Below are 18,823 nucleotides of genomic sequence, written 5' to 3'. Positions count from 1 at the left end.
CCCAGTAAGTAAGACCCCTTAGAGAGTATGAGGTAGATAGGCTGGAGGTGGAAGTGCAGCAATGTATGCAGCTGACCAGTACTAATCGGTCGAGGGCTTATCCTGAAAGAAGCAGGTTTTGGAGAGAAAAGAGATTAGATTCAATGTTCGGTTTTGAGGGTATGGATTTTATATGATAGAAATAATTGCCTTATCTGAAATTCAGATAAGGTTTTTTTGTTGATATTTGCAGATATCAAAGGTTAAGATATATGAATTGTTACGAAAGAAATTCTTAATAAAAAAGCAATTAGGGAAAGTATATTGCGTTTCCCGGCTAAATATTATATGATAAATTTATATTATTGTTGCTTTATGTAGATTAATGATGATATCTATGGAGGGATGGTTATGAAGAAGGACAGAATAATTAAGCTATGTATGACTATCTGCCTGATACTTGGAATATCCGTAATGCCGATAAATCAGCTTGAGGTTAAGGCGAATGAGATTATTGCAACAGTGCAGGGAACTATTTCATCGGGGACAACCTCTGATTTGCTCAGGCTCTCCACACCGCAGGGCAATATGGAAATAAAGCTCGACAGCGATACGGATGCCAGTGCCTGCAAGATATTGCTGCCCGGCAAGAAAATAAGCGTTTCCGTATCCCGTGGTTCGGACAGCTATCTTCATGCTGTTAAGATTACCAGCGAAACGCAGACTTCGTCAACCACACTTGACGCATCCACTACCGTTACGGTAAAGGGGACATTGAGTGATAAAACCAAGGATGATATTCTGTATCTGAATACAAGCGCCGGCGAAATGCAGATTAAGCTGGATTCGAATACGGGTATGAGCGGATGCTCTTATCTTGTGGCGGGAAATACTTATTTTATTTCCTGTGCCAGAGGTTCTGATGCTTATATGCATGCCATCAGTATTTCAGATACCGCAGGAGGAGCGAAAGGCAATACAGCTCCAGGAGTTACCGGTACGGTAGGTGACAGCACAAAGGATAATCTTCTGTATCTGTCTACCAAAGAAGGTGAAATGCAGTTTGTAATCGACAATGATACGGATACCAGCAAAGGTATGATTCTTACACCCGGCAATACGGTGACGGTTTCTTTTTACCGCGGCTCGGATGCCTATCTTCATGCCTCCGCCATTGTGGCTTCAAAGAACAATCCCTCGGCAGTCCAGCTTGATACCTCGTCTATTGTAACCGTAAAAGGTACTGTGGAACGTGAATCGAATGAGAATCTGCTTTATCTGAGTACTGCGCAGGGTAAAATGGAACTGAAACTGGATGTGCTGTTCACGCTCAGCAATTGTAAGGCACTGGTCAGCGGGAAAAAGGTTGCAGTTACCTGTGTACGAGGTTCGGATGCTTATATGCATGCAATTAATATTGCTGCAGAGTAAAAAATATATAAAGAGTATTTCCCGGCAGTGTTCTGTTGTTTTCACAGGATGCTGCCTTTTTATTGGCATAAAAGCAAAAAAGGAAATCACATTGCGCTTTGTGGATCCATTCCAGATGGGGCTTCCCGGAAGGAGGCCGCCAGGAAGAGGAAAAGGAATAGATTTTTATAGGAAGAAAGAGATAGATTTTCATTACTTGATGCGATGTAAACATTATGATACTATTAACAGGAATAAGTGTTGCAGTTTTACAATAAGGAGTTATCCTGCATAAGTAGAAATGCGGTGAAAAGTTTGAAAAGAGGAAGCGGATTATGACGAAAGAATTGCTCGCTGAGATAGCGGATGCCCAGATGGTTCTGGTGGGTATTGGAAAAGAGATGGAAGAAACGTATAAGGAAATGGAAAATGACAGTTTTTATTCATCTTTGATGGCCCAGGCGGAGAAAGAGGAGGACGCAGCTGCAATATTGCAGTATCTGCAATGTTATTATAGAGAAAAGAACCCGGATTCCGGAAAAATAGATGCTTACAACAGGCTGGCAGACTTGCTGGAAGGAAAAAATTATTTTGTGGTGTCTCTTTGTACGGATGATTATATTTATTCGTCAAAGCTGGATGTCGGCCGTATTGTTACCCCCTGCGGTGGTTTCCGGGCGCTTCAGTGCCATTCGGAATGCAGTACGGATCAGGAGCCGCTTGTCTGGGATAAACAGGTGACAGCTCAGGTCATGGAGGAAATAAGGCAGTGCGAAGGACAGCTTTCAAAGGTAGATTTCCCTGTATGTGCGGAATGCTGTTCCATAATGTATTTCAACAGAATAGATACACCTGGTTATAAAGAAGAGGGGTATCTTCCTCAATGGGAAAAATATACGAAGTGGCTTCAGGGAACCTTAAACAGAAAGCTTTGTATATTGGAGCTGGGCGCCGGTATGGAATATCCTACGGTAATCCGTTTCCCTTTTGAAAAAGTTGCCTATTTCAATCAGAAAGCCCGCTTTTACAGAGTGCACAGTAGGTTATATCAGATGACTGCGGAACTGAAGGAAAAGGGTGTTTCCATCCAGGCAAATCCGGAGGAGTTTTTGAAAAATTGAATGGACTGAGGATTGCAGGTTCAGAATAAGTATGCTACACTACGGTAATGAGATAAAGCGTTGAAAAATGAATGTACTGAAATTGTAAGTACCGAAAAATGAATTTGCTGGAAAATAAAAGTGCAGGACAATGAAATTGCAGAAAAATGATAGTGCAGAAAAATGATAGTGCAGGGAGGAAAGCATGATAGCGTTAATAGATTATGATGCGGGAAACATCAGAAGTGTGGAGAAAGCACTTGCGGCTTTGGGAGAAGAAACGGAGGTCACCAGGGACGCAGAGCGCATCCTGGCAGCCGACAGGGTGATTCTTCCCGGGGTAGGTTCTTTTGGCGATGCCATGGGTAAGCTTCATTCTTTCCAGCTTGTGGATGTGATAAAGGAGACAATCCGCCGCAAAACCCCTTTTCTGGGAATCTGCCTGGGGCTGCAGCTTTTGTTTGAAAGAAGCGAAGAGAGCCCGGGAGTGGAGGGCCTTGGGATTTTAAAAGGGGAAATCCTGCGTATTCCGGAGAAAGATGTCCTTAAAATACCGCATATCGGCTGGAATTCGCTGACGTTTCCCAATCCGGGCAGGCTTTTTGAAGGAATAGAGGAAAATCCCTATGTGTATTTTGTCCATTCCTATTATCTGAAAGCGACGGAGCCTTCTATTGTAACTGCGGAGACGGAATACGGAACTTTGATACATGCATCCGTGGAGAAGGATAATGTATTTGCATGTCAGTTCCATCCGGAAAAAAGTTCCTCTGTCGGGCTTTCAATTCTGAAGAATTTTATTTCTCTCACATGATAAGGAGATAGGCGGATGCATACGAAAAGAATTATCCCCTGCCTGGATGTAAAAAACGGCAGGGTGGTTAAGGGAGTTAATTTTGTAAACCTTCAGGATGCGGGTGATCCTGTGGAGATAGGAGAGGCCTATGATAAGGCCGGTGCAGACGAACTTGTATTTCTGGATATAACAGCCTCTTCGGATGACAGAAAAACCGTTGTGGATATGGTGCGCAGGGTGGCTGAGAAGGTTTTTATTCCTTTTACGGTAGGAGGAGGCATCCGTACCGTGGAGGACTTCAGGGTGCTGCTCCGTGAAGGTGCGGATAAAATATCAATCAATTCCTCCGCTATCAACAGGCCGGAGCTGATAAGCGAGGCTGCGGATAAGTTTGGAAGCCAGTGTGTTGTAGTGGCTATTGACGCTAAGCGCAGGGCCGATGGAAGCGGCTGGAATATTTATAAAAACGGCGGCAGAATTGATATGGGTATTGATGCGCTTGCCTGGGCGGAAAAGGTAACAAGGATGGGTGCGGGAGAGATTCTGCTTACAAGCATGGACTGCGACGGTACGAAGGCGGGATATGACATTGAACTGACCAAGCGCGTTGCGGATCTGGTTCCGGTTCCGGTTATCGCATCCGGCGGCGCGGGAAGGCTGGAGCATTTTTTCGACGCACTGACAGACGGAGGCGCAGAGGCGGTTCTGGCGGCGTCCTTATTTCATTATAAGGAACTGGAAATCAGGGAAGTAAAAGAATACTTAAATGAGAAAGGCGTATCTGTACGGCTGTAAAGTCAGGCGGATGCGCGGAAGACGGGAGATAAAAGAATGGGAATGATACAGAATGACTGGCTGGAGGAAATCAGCGATGAGTTCAGGAAGCCATATTATGCGCAGCTGTTCCAGTTTGTGAAAAAGGAGTATTCCACGTATGTGGTCTATCCGCCTGCGGAAGATATTTTTAATGCATTTCATTTTACCCCCCTGAGCAAGGTGAAGGTGGTTATTCTGGGGCAGGATCCCTATCATAATGTGAATCAGGCACATGGACTCAGTTTTTCCGTAAAACCGGATCAAAAGGAGATTCCGCCGTCATTGGTGAACATATATCAGGAGCTGCATGAGGATTTGGGCTGCTACATACCAAACAATGGGTATTTGAAAAAATGGGCGGACCAGGGTGTGCTGATGCTCAATACGGTGCTTACGGTCAGGGCACATCAGGCAAATTCTCATCAGGGAAGAGGCTGGGAGCAGTTTACGGATGCTGTGATCGAAGCGGTAAACCGGCAGGACAGGCCTGTGGTATATATGCTTTGGGGGCGTCCTGCGCAGAGTAAAATTCCGATGCTGACCAACCCGAATCATTTGATACTAAAGGCATCCCACCCCAGTCCGCTGTCGGCCTTCAGGGGCTTTTTCGGATGCAGGCATTTCAGCCAGGCCAATGATTTCCTGAAGAGCCATGGCGTGGAACCAATAGACTGGCAAATTGAAAATATCTGATAAAACTGCTGCGAATATCTGATATAAGCAGATGCGAACAGGGAGGAAAGATGTCTGATAAAATATGGAGTTCCAAAAAGGATTTTCAGGAGCTTCTGTTATCCATTGTGGAGCCGCTGAAACTTTATTACAGTGAGGAAAAAGCCCGGTTGGTGCTTGGCGTTACGGCAACGAACTACGACAGGAAAGCGGAGACTATGGAGGCCTTTTCCAGACCATTGTGGGGACTGGTGCCTTTTTGGGCAGGAGGAGGTACGGAAGCTGGGTTTGAAGAAATCTACAGATTAGGGCTGGTGGCCGGAACCGATCCTACAGGAGACGAATTTTGGGGTGGTTTTCATGCTTTTGACCAGAAATTCGTGGAGATGGCGGCTATTTCCTATGGTCTGATACTAACGCACGGGAAGCTGTGGGATCCTCTTTCCGACAGGGAAAAGGATCGGCTTGCGGACTGGCTGTACGGCATCAATCAATATGAGCTTCCGGTCTGCAACTGGATCCTTTTTGCTGTGCTTGTGAATGTTGCGCTGATGAAGCTGGAAAGAAAATATGATGCTGGGAAGCTTGAAAAGTATCTGCAGGGTGTGGAGGAATTTTATCTGGGAGACGGATGGTATCAGGATGGGGATTCCGGGCAGAAGGATTATTATGTTTCTTTTGCTATACATTTTTGCCTTTTTTATGCGCGGGTCATGGGAGAAGAGGATCCGGAAAGATGCCGGATTTACAAGGAACGCGCTATGCTTTTTGGAAAAACCTTCATTTACTGGTTTGATGAAGACGGTGCGGCGCTGCCCTTCGGCAGATCCCTTACCTATCGTTTTGCCCAGGTGAGCTTCTGGTCTGCCTGCCTGATGGCGGGGGTGTATCCGTATCCTGTGGAGGTCATTAAGGGGCTTATTGTGCGTCATATGCAGGATTGGCTGAAAAAGCCTGTTTTTGACAGAGATCATATTTTAACGATTGGATATGCATATCCGGATTTGGTGATGGGAGAGCGTTATAATGGTCCGGGATCGCCTTATTGGAGTTTGAAAACCTTTGCTTTTTTGATGCTGCCGGATGATCATATCTTCTGGAGTGCAAAGCTTTCCAGTTGGTCCCCGTATCCGGATATCCAGGTAGAAAAACACGGTGCTTCCGGAAAGCTGGGGACACCGGAGAATCCACAGGATTGTTAGTAATGTGGAATGTGAAGCCTATGACTGCGGCTTCGGCATTGCGTCAGATCCGGACGACGGTTATGAAGCCGGGACGGAGGAAGGGGCCGCATGACCAAAAACCGTTATGCATCCTGTGAGGTGACGGGAGAGTATATGGATGATGCAGGGGAATGGCTTTTGGAGCCGGGCGTTGTTATTGACGCGGATCCCAATACCAATCTGCTTTATCCCAAGGCAGTGATTCCTGCAGTAAAATACAGGATTATGGAAGGGGTAACGGTAATAGAAACCTGCGTAAGGGCACAATGGAACCGTCTGGATTATTGGAAGGCCTTGACAAAAAGAATATGACAGTTTATAGTGTTCCTGTAAGGAACTACTAAAGAAGGGGCGGGAAAGAGGAAACTTATGGATGAGATGAGTTTTATCGAAAAGCTGATGGTATTCGGTCTGACAAGGCAGGAGGCTTCTATTTATCTGTGTCTGTACAGAAATGGTATATTGACAGGCTATGAGGCGGCGAAGCTCACCGGGATTTCCCGTTCCAATGTCTATAATGCGCTGGCCGGGCTGGCTGAAAAGGGCGCCGCTTATCTTCTGGAAGGAAACAGCAGTAAATACATGGCTGTGCCGGTGGAAGAATTCTGCGATAATAAACTGCGTATGATGGAAAATACTAAGAAATGGCTGAAGGAGAATATGCCTGCGGCCGATGAGCCAAGCGACGGCTACATCACTATTGTGGGAGAGCAGCAGATCCTGGACAAAATGCATCATATGATGGAGCAGGCGGAAAAAAGAATTTACCTTTCGGCATCCGGGGCCAGGCTTTCCGGGATGGAAAGCGATATTGCAGCGTTGCTGCAGCGCAGGATTAAGGTGGTCCTGCTCACGGATAAGGTGCCTGAGAAGCTGAAGGGCGCGGTCAGCTATAAAACAGAGGGAAAGGAAGAACAGGTGCGCCTGATTTCCGATTCCAGGTATGTGCTGACGGGGGAACTGACCGGCAGCCCCAGGGATATCTGCCTCTATTCCGGGCAGAGGGTATTTGTGGATGCGCTGAAGGAAGCGATGCGCAATGAGATAAAGCTGATTGAACTTACCGGAAAGAAAAAGAAAGCAAAAGGAGAAGCATAAAATGAGCAAAGTACCATTCGTAACGAAAGCACAGGTGGAGGAGATTGCAAAAACTTATCCCACCCCCTTTCATATATACGATGAGAAAGGAATCCGTGAAAATGCCGCAAGGCTGAAAGAGGCATTCTCATGGAACAAAGGATATAAAGAATTTTTCGCGGTAAAAGCCACGCCCAATCCGTTTCTGATAGATATTTTAAGAGATTATGGCTGCGGCTGTGACTGTTCTTCCCTGACGGAGCTGATGCTGAGCGAAGCGATGGGGGTGACCGGAGAAAATATCATGTTTTCCTCCAATGATACGCCTGCGGAGGAGTTCGCCTATGCCGCTAAGCTGGGCGCTACCATCAATCTGGATGATATTACGCATATAGAATTTCTGGAGGATATCCTGGGCAGACTTCCGGAAACGATGAGCTGCCGTTATAACCCGGGCGGTGTTTTTAAAATAAGCAACAGTATCATGGATAATCCGGGAGATGCGAAATACGGTTTTACTACGGAGCAGATGTTTGAAGGCTTCCGTATGCTGAAGGAAAAAGGCGTGAAGCATTTCGGAATCCATGCTTTTCTTGCAAGCAATACGGTGACGAATGAATATTATCCCATGCTGGCAAAGGAAATGTTTGAGCTGGCAGTCAGGCTGGAGAAGGAAACCGGCGCGGATATTCGTTTTATTAATCTGTCCGGAGGGATAGGGGTCCCTTATCTTCCGGATCAGGCTGAAAATGATATTCTGGCCATTGGAGAAGGTGTGAGAAAGGTATTTGAAGAGGTTCTTGTGCCTGCCGGGATGGGAGATGTGGCTATTTATACGGAGCTGGGAAGATTTATGATGGCGCCTTACGGACATCTGGTAACGCAGGCGATCCATGAAAAGCATACACACAAGGAATATATCGGCTGTGACGCCTGTGCCGTAAATCTCATGCGCCCTGCCATGTACGGCGCATATCACCATATTACGGTGCTTGGAAAAGAAGACCTTCCCTGTGACTGCAAATATGATGTGACGGGGTCGCTTTGTGAAAATAATGATAAATTTGCCATAGACAGAATGCTTCCCAGGATTGATATGGGAGATTACCTTGTAATTCATGATACGGGGGCCCATGGCTTTGCCATGGGATATAATTATAACGGCAAGCTGAAATCCGCGGAGCTGCTTCTGAAGGAAAACGGAGAGGTGCAGCTGATACGGAGAGCGGAGACGCCAAAGGATTATTTTGCTACCTTTGACTGTTTTGATATTTATAAGAAATTTGATTTTCAGGAATAAAACTCTTGTCATAAATGGTCAGATATGGTATTATAAATTTCGGCTGAATTGGAATTCCAATCAGCCGATGCGCCGGCGTGTCGGAATGGCAGACGAGGCAGACTCAAAATCTGTTGTGGGCAACCACGTGCGGGTTCAAGTCCCGCCGCCGGCAGTGCAAAACCCCTGAGTTTATCAGGGGTTTTTCTTTTCGTGTTGCATTTCGTGTTGCACTTTTTGAGATTCTGTATCTGAGAGAAGAAGAATTATGCGTTCTTTTTGAGCCATAAAGGAATTGTAAAGTATTTTATTTTCTGAATTATCTTCCATATCAAACAGTAGCAGCCATGCTTTATACTTTTGGTCTATGCTTTCCGGAGTGCCGAAGAGTAGGGATTCAAAGTAGTTATCTATGGTATCATCTACTTCAACCCTGGCCCGGGTGAAGGTTTGCATATATGTACCCTTCATTACAGCATCCGTTTTCCAACCACCACGTTCCTGGGCATATTTATCCGGAATATTCAGGAGAGTCATAACAGAGGCATTTACGTGTCGTAAATCATGAAAAGTCATATACGGAATTTTATATTTCAGGACCAGGCGTTTAAAACGATTAGAGACTGCAGAAGCGCTTAATGTTACCAACTGGTCTGTTTCTACCTTGGCAATCAAATCTTTGATGTATGCAGGGATACGGTGCGTTCTGTGACGTGTTATCTGTTTTGCATTATCCTTTGTTATTTCTTTTTTCCCAACTTTAACAGTTACCTGAACAATAGAGATATAATCACCATTGCTGGATATGGATTTTGATTTATACAGACCCTTAATTTCTGAGATGGAAAAAGAAAGCCACATAGCAAGTAGTACCGGGAGCTCTATCTCTGTTCCTTTTACCATATTGAAAATTATATCTGGCGGAGATAATTCGTGTTTTTTAGGATTTCTGGCCGGCAGCTTTACGGAGGTATCGAGACTGGGGGCATATATATTTAAGACGGCAGCAATCAAGCCGTATTCATTGCTGACAGTTTTGGCTGATATACGATGCGGTTTTTTCCCTCTGGTCATCCGCTTGGCTTCCTGGTTAACTGCTTCCTTTAAAGTCTCAGTACTCAATTTAGAAATTTTCATATCCATAATAGAGACGAAGGCATTATTTAAAATGGTATTATATCCTCTTACTGTTGTAGGAGATAGTACTGCATCGGAAGAAGAGATATATTTCTCAATTACCTCACGTAAGGTGATATTTGCTGGTTGTTTTTTGGAAGCCTTATTTATTTTTACTTCAGCTTTAGCAAGATTGACTTCATCTACTGAACTTCTGGTTATGGAGATGTATACCCGTTTTTTCTTCTGTTTGCCTGTTTTGGGATCGATGATAGGGCGTCCGGTATCATCAAACAGAGGTTCAAAGTGATCAAATACTTGTTTTCGAATGTTGCCGCTGGGCAGTTCGCCTTTTCTTATTCGTGCCATTGTATCAGTCCTTTCTTTAAAATTGGGCATAAAAATGCCCGGTAAGCTTGTAAAATATACCGGGAACTGATACAATATGCTTGTTGAGGGCTTATATCAGTTCGCTGGTATTTGCGCGGCCGCTCTGGTGTTGGGGAACATCGGAGCGGTTTTTAAATTGACTTTTTGAGTATATTTGCTATAATATACTTAACAAGACAGCCGGAAGATAGATTAAGCCTATCCGTCCCGGCGGAGTATAACTTTTTTAGTAAGCCGCCCATCCGGCCAAGGAGCAGGGCGGCTTACTTATTTTTTAAATTCAGAATCGCAATGATTAATCCAGCAACTGCTATGATTATCATGAGTTCTTCATATGTACTCATAAGCATCATCCTTTCTGCAAGACTCAGAACGGATGGCACGCACGCCCTCCCGGCTGCCCGGGTAAGTATATTAGGTTGTCAAAAGTCAATATTGTTTGCTGGACGAATGGATTCTAAATTGTAAGTAGTAGCTCATAGCTAAATGGTTATTCAGGAAATCTTTCGCTCAACGAATTTCGTTGAGCAAAGATTTGACAAAACCTATTTTTCTTTTCTTTCTGCAGCTTTTTTGAGTGATAACAGCAAAGCGTTTATGGTTCGAAGGTCTTCCTGTGTCACATCTCTGGAAGCATCGAACAGTTTGCGTAATTCCTCATTATTTAAAATTTCTTGCCCAATTGCAGTAGCTTTTTCATCTATACTGTCTTGTTCATTCCCTATAATATCTGTTTTTCTACATTTTAGAGCATCACATATTTTTTCTACCATTCCCATTTTCGGCTCTGTTCTGTTTATTTCCCACGAAGAAATAGTTTTATCGCTTACACCTAATATTTCAGCAAGTTCAGATTGTCTTAAATTCCTCTGTTCTCTTATTTTTTTAATATTATCACCTATACTCATAGTACACCGCCTTTCTACTTAGAATTATATGCAATTTGTAGAGGTATGTCAATTGAAATATGCATTTTGTAGAGAAAACTGTTGACATTCTACAAAATGTAGTATATTATAACACTAGTCCACAAAACGTAGGGAGGTGAATAAATTATGGGACTTACAATGAAACAATGGAGATTGGCGAAAGAATTATCTCAGGAAGAAATGGCGTCAAAATGTAATGTGCATAGAAATACTTATGCGGCGTGGGAAGAAAATCCGGATAATGTGTCAATTGGTAATGCTAAAATTATTGCACATGCTTTAGGAGAAAGTGTTGATACAATTTTTTTTGGTAATACTTCTACAAAATGTAGAATAAGTAAGGAGGACTCATGAACGAATTATTTAGTCAGAAAGAGACAGACACATCAAAATTAACCCCGATTGAGATTGCCTTGGGGATTGATGAGAACGGGATGACCACTGCAAGAAAGCTTTATGGATTCTTGGAGTTAAGGAAAGCTGACTTTGCAAGGTGGTGTAAAACAAATATTACAGAAAATGAATTTGCCACGGAAAACGAGGATTATGTGCGATTCCTCTTTGATGCGGAGACGCCCACCGGTGGGAAAATTCAGCGTGAAGATTTTAAGCTTACTGCCCATTTCGCAAAGAAACTTTCCATGACTCAGAAGAACCAGAAGGGCGAAGATGCCAGAGACTATTTTACAAAGGTAGAGGATGGTGCCAAGGAAATGGTGCTTCGGATGCAGGAGATGTCACCGCAGCTGCAGTTCATGATCAATATGGAAATGGAGCAAAAACGACAGAAGGCAGAACAGGAACGTCAGGCGGAAGAACTGCTGAAGGTTCAGGAGAATCAGAAAGTGATTACTCAGGCCCTGGCAAAGCCGGTAGAGATGGACTTCCGTACATGGGTGAAAAACAATATATCCGCGGTTGCAGGAAGTGAGAATTATCCCTTCATTGGAAGCACAAAAGAGCGGTATCAGGCAGTATGGAACGAAAGCTACGAACGACTTAACCAGAAGCGCTCCTGCAGGCTCAGCCAGAGGGTTGCGCGTGCAAGGGGTGATGCTGCTACGGCGGGGGCGACAAAACGGCAAATAGAGGAAATAAACAAGCTTTCTATTATAGAAGGGGACAAGGACTTGAAGCCTGTTTATGAATCGGTAATCCGTGAAATGCTGGCGGTTTATAATGTGTGCTCGTCTGAATAATGTCTAAATTGAAGAGAACTGAAATAGAAAAGGAGAACACATGAACGAATTAAAATTACTTGAAAACGAATTGGTTCCGGTATATGTGACCAGCACAGGTGAGAAGGTCGTATATGGTACAGAGTTATACGATAATCTTGGCAGTAAGCGTCAGTATACAGATTGGATAAAAGGCCGTTTTGTGGAATGCGATGCCGCGGAAAATGTGGATTATCAGAGTTTTTCACAAAATTGTGAAAAACCCTCAGGAGGCCGTCCAAAGCAGGAATACATCATCAAGCTGGATACGGCCAAGGAAATGGCAATGTTGGAACGTAATGAGCAGGGCAAGCGGGTGCGCCGGTATTTTATTAGGGTGGAAGCGAAATACAATGAAGAAAAAGAAAAGAAGAAAATAGAGAAATCTTCCGTCAAGAAAACTCCATTGTCTTCCGTAAACATGATGGTAAAGAATGTGCAAAGTTCGCTGGAAAAGGCTGGAGTAGATAAAATTTTCATTGCCGCCGAAATAAAACGGATTTATACAGATGCAGGATATGAGGTTAAAGCTCCATTGCTTACTGATAAGGAGGCTATGCCGAAACTTTATGACTGTACGGAAATGGCACGAGAACTGGGCATTATGTCGAAAACAGGGAATCCGCATTGTCTGGCAGTCAGTGCCATTATAAAGCAGATGGATATCGAAGAAAACGAGATTGTTACAACTGCCTTCACTCGGAACGGTCACGATGATGTGACAACCCAGTATACACCGTCTGTACTTAATAAGGTAAAGGGCTGGTTGGAAGTGAACAATTATCCGGTAAAGATTATCTATGAGAACTCAAAAGGTAGTCTGAAAACATGTATGGTAGTTTATCAGTTTGAGTTCGACCAGGGATAGGAGGGGGAAGGATGCCTAAAACAAGGCTAACACCGGGAATGGAACGGAGAAGAGTAGCGCAATCAATTATTTCTAAATATATGGATCTGCGTGGAGAGGATGAGGAGCATGTGGCACAAAAAATGGATGTAGTCAAACGAACTCTTCAGAATAAAAGGAAACGGCCAGAAACTTTTACGTTGGATGAGCTCTGGTGCCTGTGTGAAGCTCTAAAAATCAGCAAGGAGGATCGTGGATTAATCCTCTGGGGAAAAATAGATGAGTAATTGTTACATAAAAAAGCCTTTGCAAAGTTGGCGCTTTGACAAAGGCAGTATCAAGGATATGCTATCCAATAAACACAACCTAACGATAGCATATCCCCTAAGAAAAAGAAAGGGGTTTTTATGAAAAAACATGGTTTTCAGAATGAGGAAAAACGCGAAGAGTCATACAAGGCGCTTATCAGAGAATTTTATGAAGAAGTATATGACTGGTCTGTTTCTGAAACGGAGGAATTGGGGAAAATCTGGACTTCCCAGATGGAAGAAATGAAAATGCCGCAGAGTGTAATAGTTTGGTGTAAAAAGTTAATCGAGGCCGTTTGTGATATAAAAAGAGAGAAGATGCTGGAAGGAGTAATTTATGAGTAAATACATATACAGTGCGGAGCCGGAAAGCCAGATTCCGGTAATCCTCAATCAGCGTATTTCTGAAAGGGGAAGGGCAAAGCATTTATACCACTTTCTGTCAGGGAATGCACAGGCCCAGGGAATCCGTGTGATGGAAATTGACATGGAAGGCCTGTGTTCGGCAGCTGTCGCCACCATTGCGGGAAAGAAAGTGATTGGGATAGAGAAAACCGATTCGGCAGAAGAGAAGGTGTTTTCGCTGGCACATGAGCTGTCCCACATACATTTAGGGCACTTGGAAAATCACAGTGATGCTGATAAATGTGAGCGGCAGGCTGACTTCGCAGCAGGGATTCTGCTGAGAGCGTTATGCCTGGCAGCAGTATGAGGGAAAGGGGTAGCAGGTATGGATGGAAAAATGAAAGAAATCATTATGTTATTGCTGGAGCCTTCTACGGATGAGGAGCTTCAGGAAATGCTGAAGGAACCTGAATGGAGTGAAGGGGCCAAGGCTTGCATGAGGGAAACACTGGGACTGAGGAAGGCAACGGCGGCGGGTTAAAGAGGATGGAACTATGAAGAATAATAAATTGCTTACCGAACTGGATGAACTGCTGGCAGTTATGGAAGATGATGCAGAGAAGGGCAGATACCAGAGTTATCAATTGTGGGATAAACTGGCAGCAGAGAAATCAGATGCCCAGAAATTGTGCAGTTATGATGATTGTCGGATTATGTCCCGCATTACCTATGATTATGTGGACAGAATTGAGGATAATCTGGCAAAGGCAAGGAAACTTTTCAATACACTTTTTGATGCATCATAAGAAGAGTAACAGGTATGCCTTCCGGGGAATGGTGTCCCCACACCGGAACCCGGCGGCATAAACCAAAGAATAAAAAGGAGAGAAAAAATGAGATATATAGGATTAGGCCAGAGTATGCATAAAGCCATACAGGAAAGGGCATATTTCGAAAGTCCATACTGTAGCTTACGGTCTATTATGAATGCTTTTCAGATGGGTTCTTATTGTAAACTATGTGAATCCCGGATTCTTGACGAGGTGGGACTGGATGGGAAAGATATTATCTGCGATTTTGTGAATATTGACATTCTGTTTAATTATTATGGCCTTAGGAAAAGTCGGAGGGTATTTGAGGCATACCTGAATGACGAGCAGATGGAACAGATTCTGGATTATGCTTCGTCCTTAGATGATATGGCGGTAAATCGGAATAATATTCTCTGGATGCTCCGCAGCTGGGATAAAAATCGTTTGATGGAATATACGAACGTAAGTAATTCTTTCATTGGGAAAGAGGAACTGATGGAATATATCCGATGTGAGTTTCAAAGCAGAAATCTGATTAACCGGGGTTACAGGTGGATTCGGGAAGCGGCCAGAGAAATGTTTTTTCGGATAAAGCATTTCTCCAGAATAATGCTTGTTAAGGAAATACTTCGGGAAATCCCAGGGACAAAGCCCACTTCTAAAGACAGGCCCTTTCTTATAAAGAGAAATTATGAAAAATATCGTGATATCCCTGAAAGAAAGAGAACTGCAGATGACTGGAAAAAACATGTGTACTATGGAATCAGGTACTATACCAGGAACAAGAACAGTGGCCCGGTTAAAATTTGTTACCAGATAGAAGAAAGTTTTAAGGCCATGACAGATATCGTAAAGGCAGCATCCAGATTGACCCCAGAAGAGTTTGTGAGCCTTTTCCCGGCCGATAAGGAATACAATGGGGAGAAATATATGGAGAAGGATTATTTTACTACTATGAAGGCTGTAAAGCGTTTCCCGGAAGGCAAACCGATAGGCAATGGGATTAACTGTTTTCTGGAGGAGTATTACAACAGGGACGTTTTTCTTTTCTGGGTGAACTATTTTTCCTGTATGGGTGACTATGATGTTCATTGCGGGATTAGCGACCCGGTAGAGAATTATTTCAGGCAGATGGAAAGGTTTCATGCATCGGCCGGAAATACAATCTAAAAGGAGGGATTGCCAATGCCGGAAAAAAGAATGATGTCTAAAAAAATAGTAGATAGCGATCCCTTTCTGGAGATGCCATTATCTGCGCAGGCTCTTTACCTCCATCTGCTGGTACGGGCAGATGATGATGGTTTTGTGAATAATCCGAAGAAAATCATAAGGTGTATTGGTGCATCCCAGGAAGATTTCAATGTCCTTGTTGAAAAGCGTTTTATCTTGTGTTTTGAAAGCGGTGTGATAGTTATCAAACACTGGAGAATCCATAATTACATAAGGGGAGACAGGTATCATGAAACTCAATATATGGAGGAAAAAAGCAGGCTAAAAATAAAGGAAAATGGAGCATATACTTTAAATATAAAACCGAATAATAGTATTCAGAATAATGATGTCATACCAAATGACAACCAAGTGTCTACCAGTGGTATGACATGTGACATACCAAATGCCTACCAGATGGATACCGAGATTAGATTAGATCAGAATAGTATAAATAAGATAAGTATAAATACTATGTGCACAGCTGACGCCGATGCACTGTTTGAGCAACTATGGAAATCATATCCAGTAAAGAAAGGAAAAGGGCAGGTATCCGCTGCCAAGAAGAAAAAGTTACTTCAGATTGGCCGTGATGAAATGGAGAGAGCCATAAATCGGTATCTGGCAGACCTGGAAAAAGATTCCTGGAGAAAGCCCCAAAATGGCAGTACTTTTTTTAATTCTGGCTATGTAGATTATTTGGACTGTAATTATGGATGCCAGGAATCAAAAAAGGCGATAGTGGAAGAAGCGCTTCCGGATGAGGAACTGGTGGGTGATGACTGGTGAAAATGAAACATCCAATATATGGAGACTTTGAAATACCAGAAAATAAAGTAGAGATTGAGAACACGTTGCGTGTGACCAGGACCATTCTGGAGGAAGATTACTTTCCAGTTGTCCTGGCCTACCAGGATATGCTGGAAAGCAGCCTGGATATTTACCGGAGGGACGAAGATGGAGTATGAATTCAGGCAGGAAGATGCCTATGATTTTGCCAGATTTACGGGTATTGAGGCGAAACCCAAAGGGGACGAACTTTTTTTTAAGACATGCCCTTATTGCCGGCCATTACCAACAAAGGGGAATATCAAGAGCTTTTCGATTAATCTGAATTCCGGCCAGTTTAAGTGTTTCAGGGCAAGCTGCGGCGCCGAAGGAAATATGCTTACGCTGGCGAAAGACTTTGGATTCAGTTTGGGGAATGAGATTGACGAATACATAGCTCCAAAAAGGCAGTTTCGAAGGTTTAAGCCCAGGAAGGAACCTATAGTCCCGAAGGATAAGGCTGTTGAGTATCTGAAAGGCCGCGGTATCTCCGAACGGGTAGCGAGGGAGTATGAGATAACTGTGCAGAACGGCCACGAAAATATTCTGGTTTTCCCCTTCTTTGATGAAAAAGGCCTGCTGCAGTTCGTCAAGTACCGCAAGACGGATTATGACAGGGAAAGGGACAGCAATAAGGAATGGTGCGAAAGGGACTGTAAACCGGTTCTGTTTGGTATGAAGCAGTGCAGGGACTTTAAAAGGTTGATAATAACGGAGGGGCAAATCGACAGCCTTTCCGTGGCGGAGGCAGGATTCAGCAATGCGGTATCCGTTCCTACAGGGGCGAAAGGCTTCACATGGGTGCCGTATTGCTGGGACTGGGTAAATAAGTTTGAAGAGCTGGTGGTGTTTGGCGATTATGAAAAAGGCCGGGTAACACTTCTGGATGATATCAAACAGCGGTTCAAAAAGAAAATCAGTTATATCCCTCCGGAATATTACAAAGGATGCAAGGATGCCAACGAGATTTTACAGAAATACGGCGCGGAGGCCGTGGCGGAAGCCGTCAACCATGCGGAACAGGTTCCGGTAAACCGTGTCATGCGGCTGGCCGATGTGAAAAAAGTAAATATTTATGAGATTCCCAAGCTGGCAACAGGAATAAGGGCCCTAGACCGGTATTTGTGCGGCGGGCTGCCCTATGGTCAGGTGCATATCATAAGCGGAAAGCGCGGAGACGGGAAAAGTACGTTTGCAAGCCAGCTCCTGGTAAATGCGATAGAACAGAATCAGAGGGTATTGTCCTACAGCGGGGAACTTCCGAACTATCTGTTTAAAGTATGGATAGACCTGCAGATTGCCGGCGGTAAAAATGTGATGCAGAATGACAGCATCAGCGGGGCCCCCAGTTATTTCATAACAAATTCCACTTCGGAGAGGATTAATAACTGGTACCGGGACCGGGCATTTTTATATGACACGAGCATTATTGATTCTGAAAAAGGCGAAACGGCAGATCTGCTTGACATTATTGAGCAGAGCATCATGCAGTATGGAGTAAGGGTAATCCTGCTGGACAACCTTATGACGGCCATAGATTTAGATTCAGAGAGGTATTCCGATAAATATGACCAGCAGAGCAGGTTTGTGTACAAACTCACAAGAATAGCCCTGAAATTTGATGTGATGATTCTGCTGGTTGCCCATCGGAGGAAAAACGGCTATTCCTCTGACATGAACGATGAAGTAATGGGCTCCGGAGATATCACCAACTATGCCGGCGTCATCCTTGGGTACAATAGAGACGACAAACTGGAGAATAATCAGAGAAAGCTTATTTTAACCAAGAACCGACTGATAGGGAAACTGAATACAGAGGGCTTTATTCTGGATTATGATGAAAAATCAAAACGTATTTTTGGAATGGGCGATGATGTAAACCGGAAGTATGGCTGGGAAAGACCGGATAATTCAGATGATACCGGCGATTTTGAGCAGATAAGTTTGGGTGATGAATATGATATTCCTTTTGATTGAGAGGTGGAAACGTGGAAGAAGAAAAAGAAAAGAAATGCTGTTATAAAGCCCTCCTGCAGGCATGGGGGCTGATGAAGAATACCGGGTTCCATACACTGTCGGATTCAGAATGGGAAGCCCTTATAGGGAAGGCAGAAGAGATTTTGAAGTCAGATACTGAAATGGACGGGATGTTCTTCCGGGATATGTTCCTGGCAGTTACGAATTATTACAAGCGGCAGCAGGAAATAAATTAGTAAATGACATTAAATGTATATAAAGCAACAGAAAAAAACGATAGAAGGGAAAGTGTTTATGAGAAAAATTAAATTAATTGAAATAGTAGTGCCTGAATTGGTTGGTTACATAAAACACGGAACTGAGCATTTTGCTGATTTTCGCTGTAAATGTGATATGGGAGTGGAGCAGAGCTATAACTATTGTCCTTTTTGCGGAGCTCAATTGAACTGGAGGGGAATAAGAAAAATATCCGAAGAATTCTAAAAAGAAATAT

General features: G+C 43.7%; 25 protein-coding genes, 1 tRNA gene and 1 rRNA gene. 25 read left to right on the top strand and 2 right to left on the bottom strand.

The window, feature by feature from the left end; all coding sequences use genetic code 11:
• The 11 genes from FYJ45_RS22450 to FYJ45_RS22405 all read left to right on the top strand — a co-directional run.
• Positions 1-105: ribosomal RNA gene (locus tag FYJ45_RS22450) — 23S ribosomal RNA — on the top strand; the annotation flags it as partial.
• 285 nt (positions 106-390) lie between these two features.
• The gene (locus tag FYJ45_RS22445; RefSeq protein ID WP_154467310.1) at positions 391-1,410 is read left to right on the top strand and encodes a hypothetical protein; all 1,020 of its coding nucleotides are present in this window, start codon (positions 391-393) and stop codon (positions 1,408-1,410) included.
• 314 nt (positions 1,411-1,724) lie between these two features.
• Positions 1,725-2,510, top strand: a complete 786-nt coding sequence (locus tag FYJ45_RS22440; protein ID WP_154467309.1) for a hypothetical protein — start codon at positions 1,725-1,727, stop codon at positions 2,508-2,510.
• A 184-nt stretch (positions 2,511-2,694) separates the two neighbouring features.
• Positions 2,695-3,303 (top strand): imidazole glycerol phosphate synthase subunit HisH, encoded by a 609-nt coding sequence (hisH, locus tag FYJ45_RS22435; protein WP_154467308.1) that lies wholly within the window; start codon positions 2,695-2,697, stop codon positions 3,301-3,303.
• 15 nt (positions 3,304-3,318) lie between these two features.
• Positions 3,319-4,080 carry an imidazole glycerol phosphate synthase subunit HisF gene (gene hisF, locus FYJ45_RS22430; protein ID WP_154467307.1) on the top strand — a complete coding sequence of 254 codons (762 nt, stop codon included), beginning with the start codon at positions 3,319-3,321 and terminating at the stop codon, positions 4,078-4,080.
• 36 nt (positions 4,081-4,116) lie between these two features.
• On the top strand, positions 4,117-4,794 hold the full coding sequence (locus tag FYJ45_RS22425) for a uracil-DNA glycosylase (RefSeq protein WP_154467306.1): 678 nt from the start codon (positions 4,117-4,119) through the stop codon (positions 4,792-4,794).
• 50 nt (positions 4,795-4,844) lie between these two features.
• On the top strand, positions 4,845-5,975 hold the full coding sequence (locus tag FYJ45_RS22420) for a DUF2264 domain-containing protein (RefSeq protein ID WP_235930960.1): 1,131 nt from the start codon (positions 4,845-4,847) through the stop codon (positions 5,973-5,975).
• Positions 5,976-6,065: 90 nt separating this feature from the next.
• The gene (locus tag FYJ45_RS31055) at positions 6,066-6,308 is read left to right on the top strand and encodes a hypothetical protein (RefSeq protein WP_235930959.1); all 243 of its coding nucleotides are present in this window, start codon (positions 6,066-6,068) and stop codon (positions 6,306-6,308) included.
• A 57-nt stretch (positions 6,309-6,365) separates the two neighbouring features.
• A complete protein-coding gene (locus FYJ45_RS22415) occupies positions 6,366-7,094 on the top strand; it encodes a TrmB family transcriptional regulator (protein WP_021638889.1) in 729 nt (242 codons plus the stop codon).
• 1 nt (position 7,095) lies between these two features.
• Positions 7,096-8,373 carry a diaminopimelate decarboxylase gene (locus FYJ45_RS22410; protein ID WP_102288668.1) on the top strand — a complete coding sequence of 426 codons (1,278 nt, stop codon included), beginning with the start codon at positions 7,096-7,098 and terminating at the stop codon, positions 8,371-8,373.
• A 71-nt stretch (positions 8,374-8,444) separates the two neighbouring features.
• Positions 8,445-8,527, top strand: a tRNA-Leu gene (locus tag FYJ45_RS22405).
• A gap of 20 nt (positions 8,528-8,547) precedes the next feature.
• Here the strand turns inward: FYJ45_RS22405 and FYJ45_RS22400 are convergent.
• Positions 8,548-9,837: a tyrosine-type recombinase/integrase gene (locus tag FYJ45_RS22400; protein ID WP_154467305.1), complete on the bottom strand. Its 1,290-nt coding sequence runs from the start codon at positions 9,835-9,837 to the stop codon at positions 8,548-8,550.
• A gap of 566 nt (positions 9,838-10,403) precedes the next feature.
• Positions 10,404-10,766 carry a helix-turn-helix domain-containing protein gene (locus FYJ45_RS22395; protein WP_154467304.1) on the bottom strand — a complete coding sequence of 121 codons (363 nt, stop codon included), beginning with the start codon at positions 10,764-10,766 and terminating at the stop codon, positions 10,404-10,406.
• Between the two features lie 147 nt (positions 10,767-10,913).
• Between FYJ45_RS22395 and FYJ45_RS22390 the strand changes: the two genes are divergently transcribed.
• The 14 genes from FYJ45_RS22390 (at position 10,914) to FYJ45_RS22325 (ending at position 18,813) form a co-directional block, all read left to right on the top strand.
• Entirely contained in the window at positions 10,914-11,141 is a 228-nt protein-coding gene (locus FYJ45_RS22390; RefSeq protein WP_154467303.1) for a helix-turn-helix transcriptional regulator, read from the top strand.
• Positions 11,138-11,986 carry an antA/AntB antirepressor family protein gene (locus FYJ45_RS22385; RefSeq protein ID WP_154467302.1) on the top strand — a complete coding sequence of 283 codons (849 nt, stop codon included), beginning with the start codon at positions 11,138-11,140 and terminating at the stop codon, positions 11,984-11,986. Before FYJ45_RS22390 ends, FYJ45_RS22385 begins: the two co-directional genes overlap by 4 nt.
• A 40-nt stretch (positions 11,987-12,026) precedes the next feature.
• Positions 12,027-12,872: an antA/AntB antirepressor family protein gene (locus FYJ45_RS22380; RefSeq protein ID WP_154467301.1), complete on the top strand. Its 846-nt coding sequence runs from the start codon at positions 12,027-12,029 to the stop codon at positions 12,870-12,872.
• Between the two features lie 11 nt (positions 12,873-12,883).
• Positions 12,884-13,138 (top strand): hypothetical protein, encoded by a 255-nt coding sequence (locus FYJ45_RS22375; protein WP_154467300.1) that lies wholly within the window; start codon positions 12,884-12,886, stop codon positions 13,136-13,138.
• Positions 13,139-13,258: 120 nt separating this feature from the next.
• Positions 13,259-13,504, top strand: a complete 246-nt coding sequence (locus FYJ45_RS22370) for a hypothetical protein (RefSeq protein ID WP_154467299.1) — start codon at positions 13,259-13,261, stop codon at positions 13,502-13,504.
• Positions 13,497-13,871, top strand: coding sequence for an ImmA/IrrE family metallo-endopeptidase (locus FYJ45_RS22365; RefSeq protein WP_154467298.1), 375 nt, complete (start codon positions 13,497-13,499; stop codon positions 13,869-13,871). The genes FYJ45_RS22370 and FYJ45_RS22365 overlap by 8 nt, the downstream gene beginning before the upstream one ends.
• Before the next feature lie 18 nt (positions 13,872-13,889).
• A complete protein-coding gene (locus FYJ45_RS22360) occupies positions 13,890-14,045 on the top strand; it encodes a hypothetical protein (RefSeq protein ID WP_154467297.1) in 156 nt (51 codons plus the stop codon).
• Between the two features lie 13 nt (positions 14,046-14,058).
• Positions 14,059-14,310 (top strand): hypothetical protein, encoded by a 252-nt coding sequence (locus tag FYJ45_RS22355; RefSeq protein WP_154467296.1) that lies wholly within the window; start codon positions 14,059-14,061, stop codon positions 14,308-14,310.
• A 192-nt stretch (positions 14,311-14,502) separates the two neighbouring features.
• Positions 14,503-15,486 carry a hypothetical protein gene (locus FYJ45_RS22350; protein WP_154467295.1) on the top strand — a complete coding sequence of 328 codons (984 nt, stop codon included), beginning with the start codon at positions 14,503-14,505 and terminating at the stop codon, positions 15,484-15,486.
• Positions 15,487-15,501: 15 nt separating this feature from the next.
• Positions 15,502-16,314 (top strand): DNA replication protein, encoded by an 813-nt coding sequence (locus FYJ45_RS31050; RefSeq protein WP_154467294.1) that lies wholly within the window; start codon positions 15,502-15,504, stop codon positions 16,312-16,314.
• Between the two features lie 2 nt (positions 16,315-16,316).
• Complete coding sequence (locus FYJ45_RS22340; protein ID WP_154467293.1) at positions 16,317-16,493, top strand: hypothetical protein; 177 nt, start codon at positions 16,317-16,319, stop codon at positions 16,491-16,493.
• Positions 16,483-18,330 carry an AAA family ATPase gene (locus FYJ45_RS22335; RefSeq protein ID WP_154467292.1) on the top strand — a complete coding sequence of 616 codons (1,848 nt, stop codon included), beginning with the start codon at positions 16,483-16,485 and terminating at the stop codon, positions 18,328-18,330. The genes FYJ45_RS22340 and FYJ45_RS22335 overlap by 11 nt, the downstream gene beginning before the upstream one ends.
• An 11-nt stretch (positions 18,331-18,341) precedes the next feature.
• Positions 18,342-18,566 carry a hypothetical protein gene (locus tag FYJ45_RS22330; RefSeq protein WP_154467291.1) on the top strand — a complete coding sequence of 75 codons (225 nt, stop codon included), beginning with the start codon at positions 18,342-18,344 and terminating at the stop codon, positions 18,564-18,566.
• A 58-nt stretch (positions 18,567-18,624) separates the two neighbouring features.
• The gene (locus tag FYJ45_RS22325) at positions 18,625-18,813 is read left to right on the top strand and encodes a hypothetical protein (RefSeq protein ID WP_154467290.1); all 189 of its coding nucleotides are present in this window, start codon (positions 18,625-18,627) and stop codon (positions 18,811-18,813) included.
• Positions 18,814-18,823 lie beyond the last annotated feature (10 nt).

This window comes from Eisenbergiella porci (assembly GCF_009696275.1).
GTDB lineage: Bacteria > Bacillota > Clostridia > Lachnospirales > Lachnospiraceae > Eisenbergiella > Eisenbergiella porci.
This window is presented reverse-complemented; position numbering and strand designations above follow the sequence as displayed.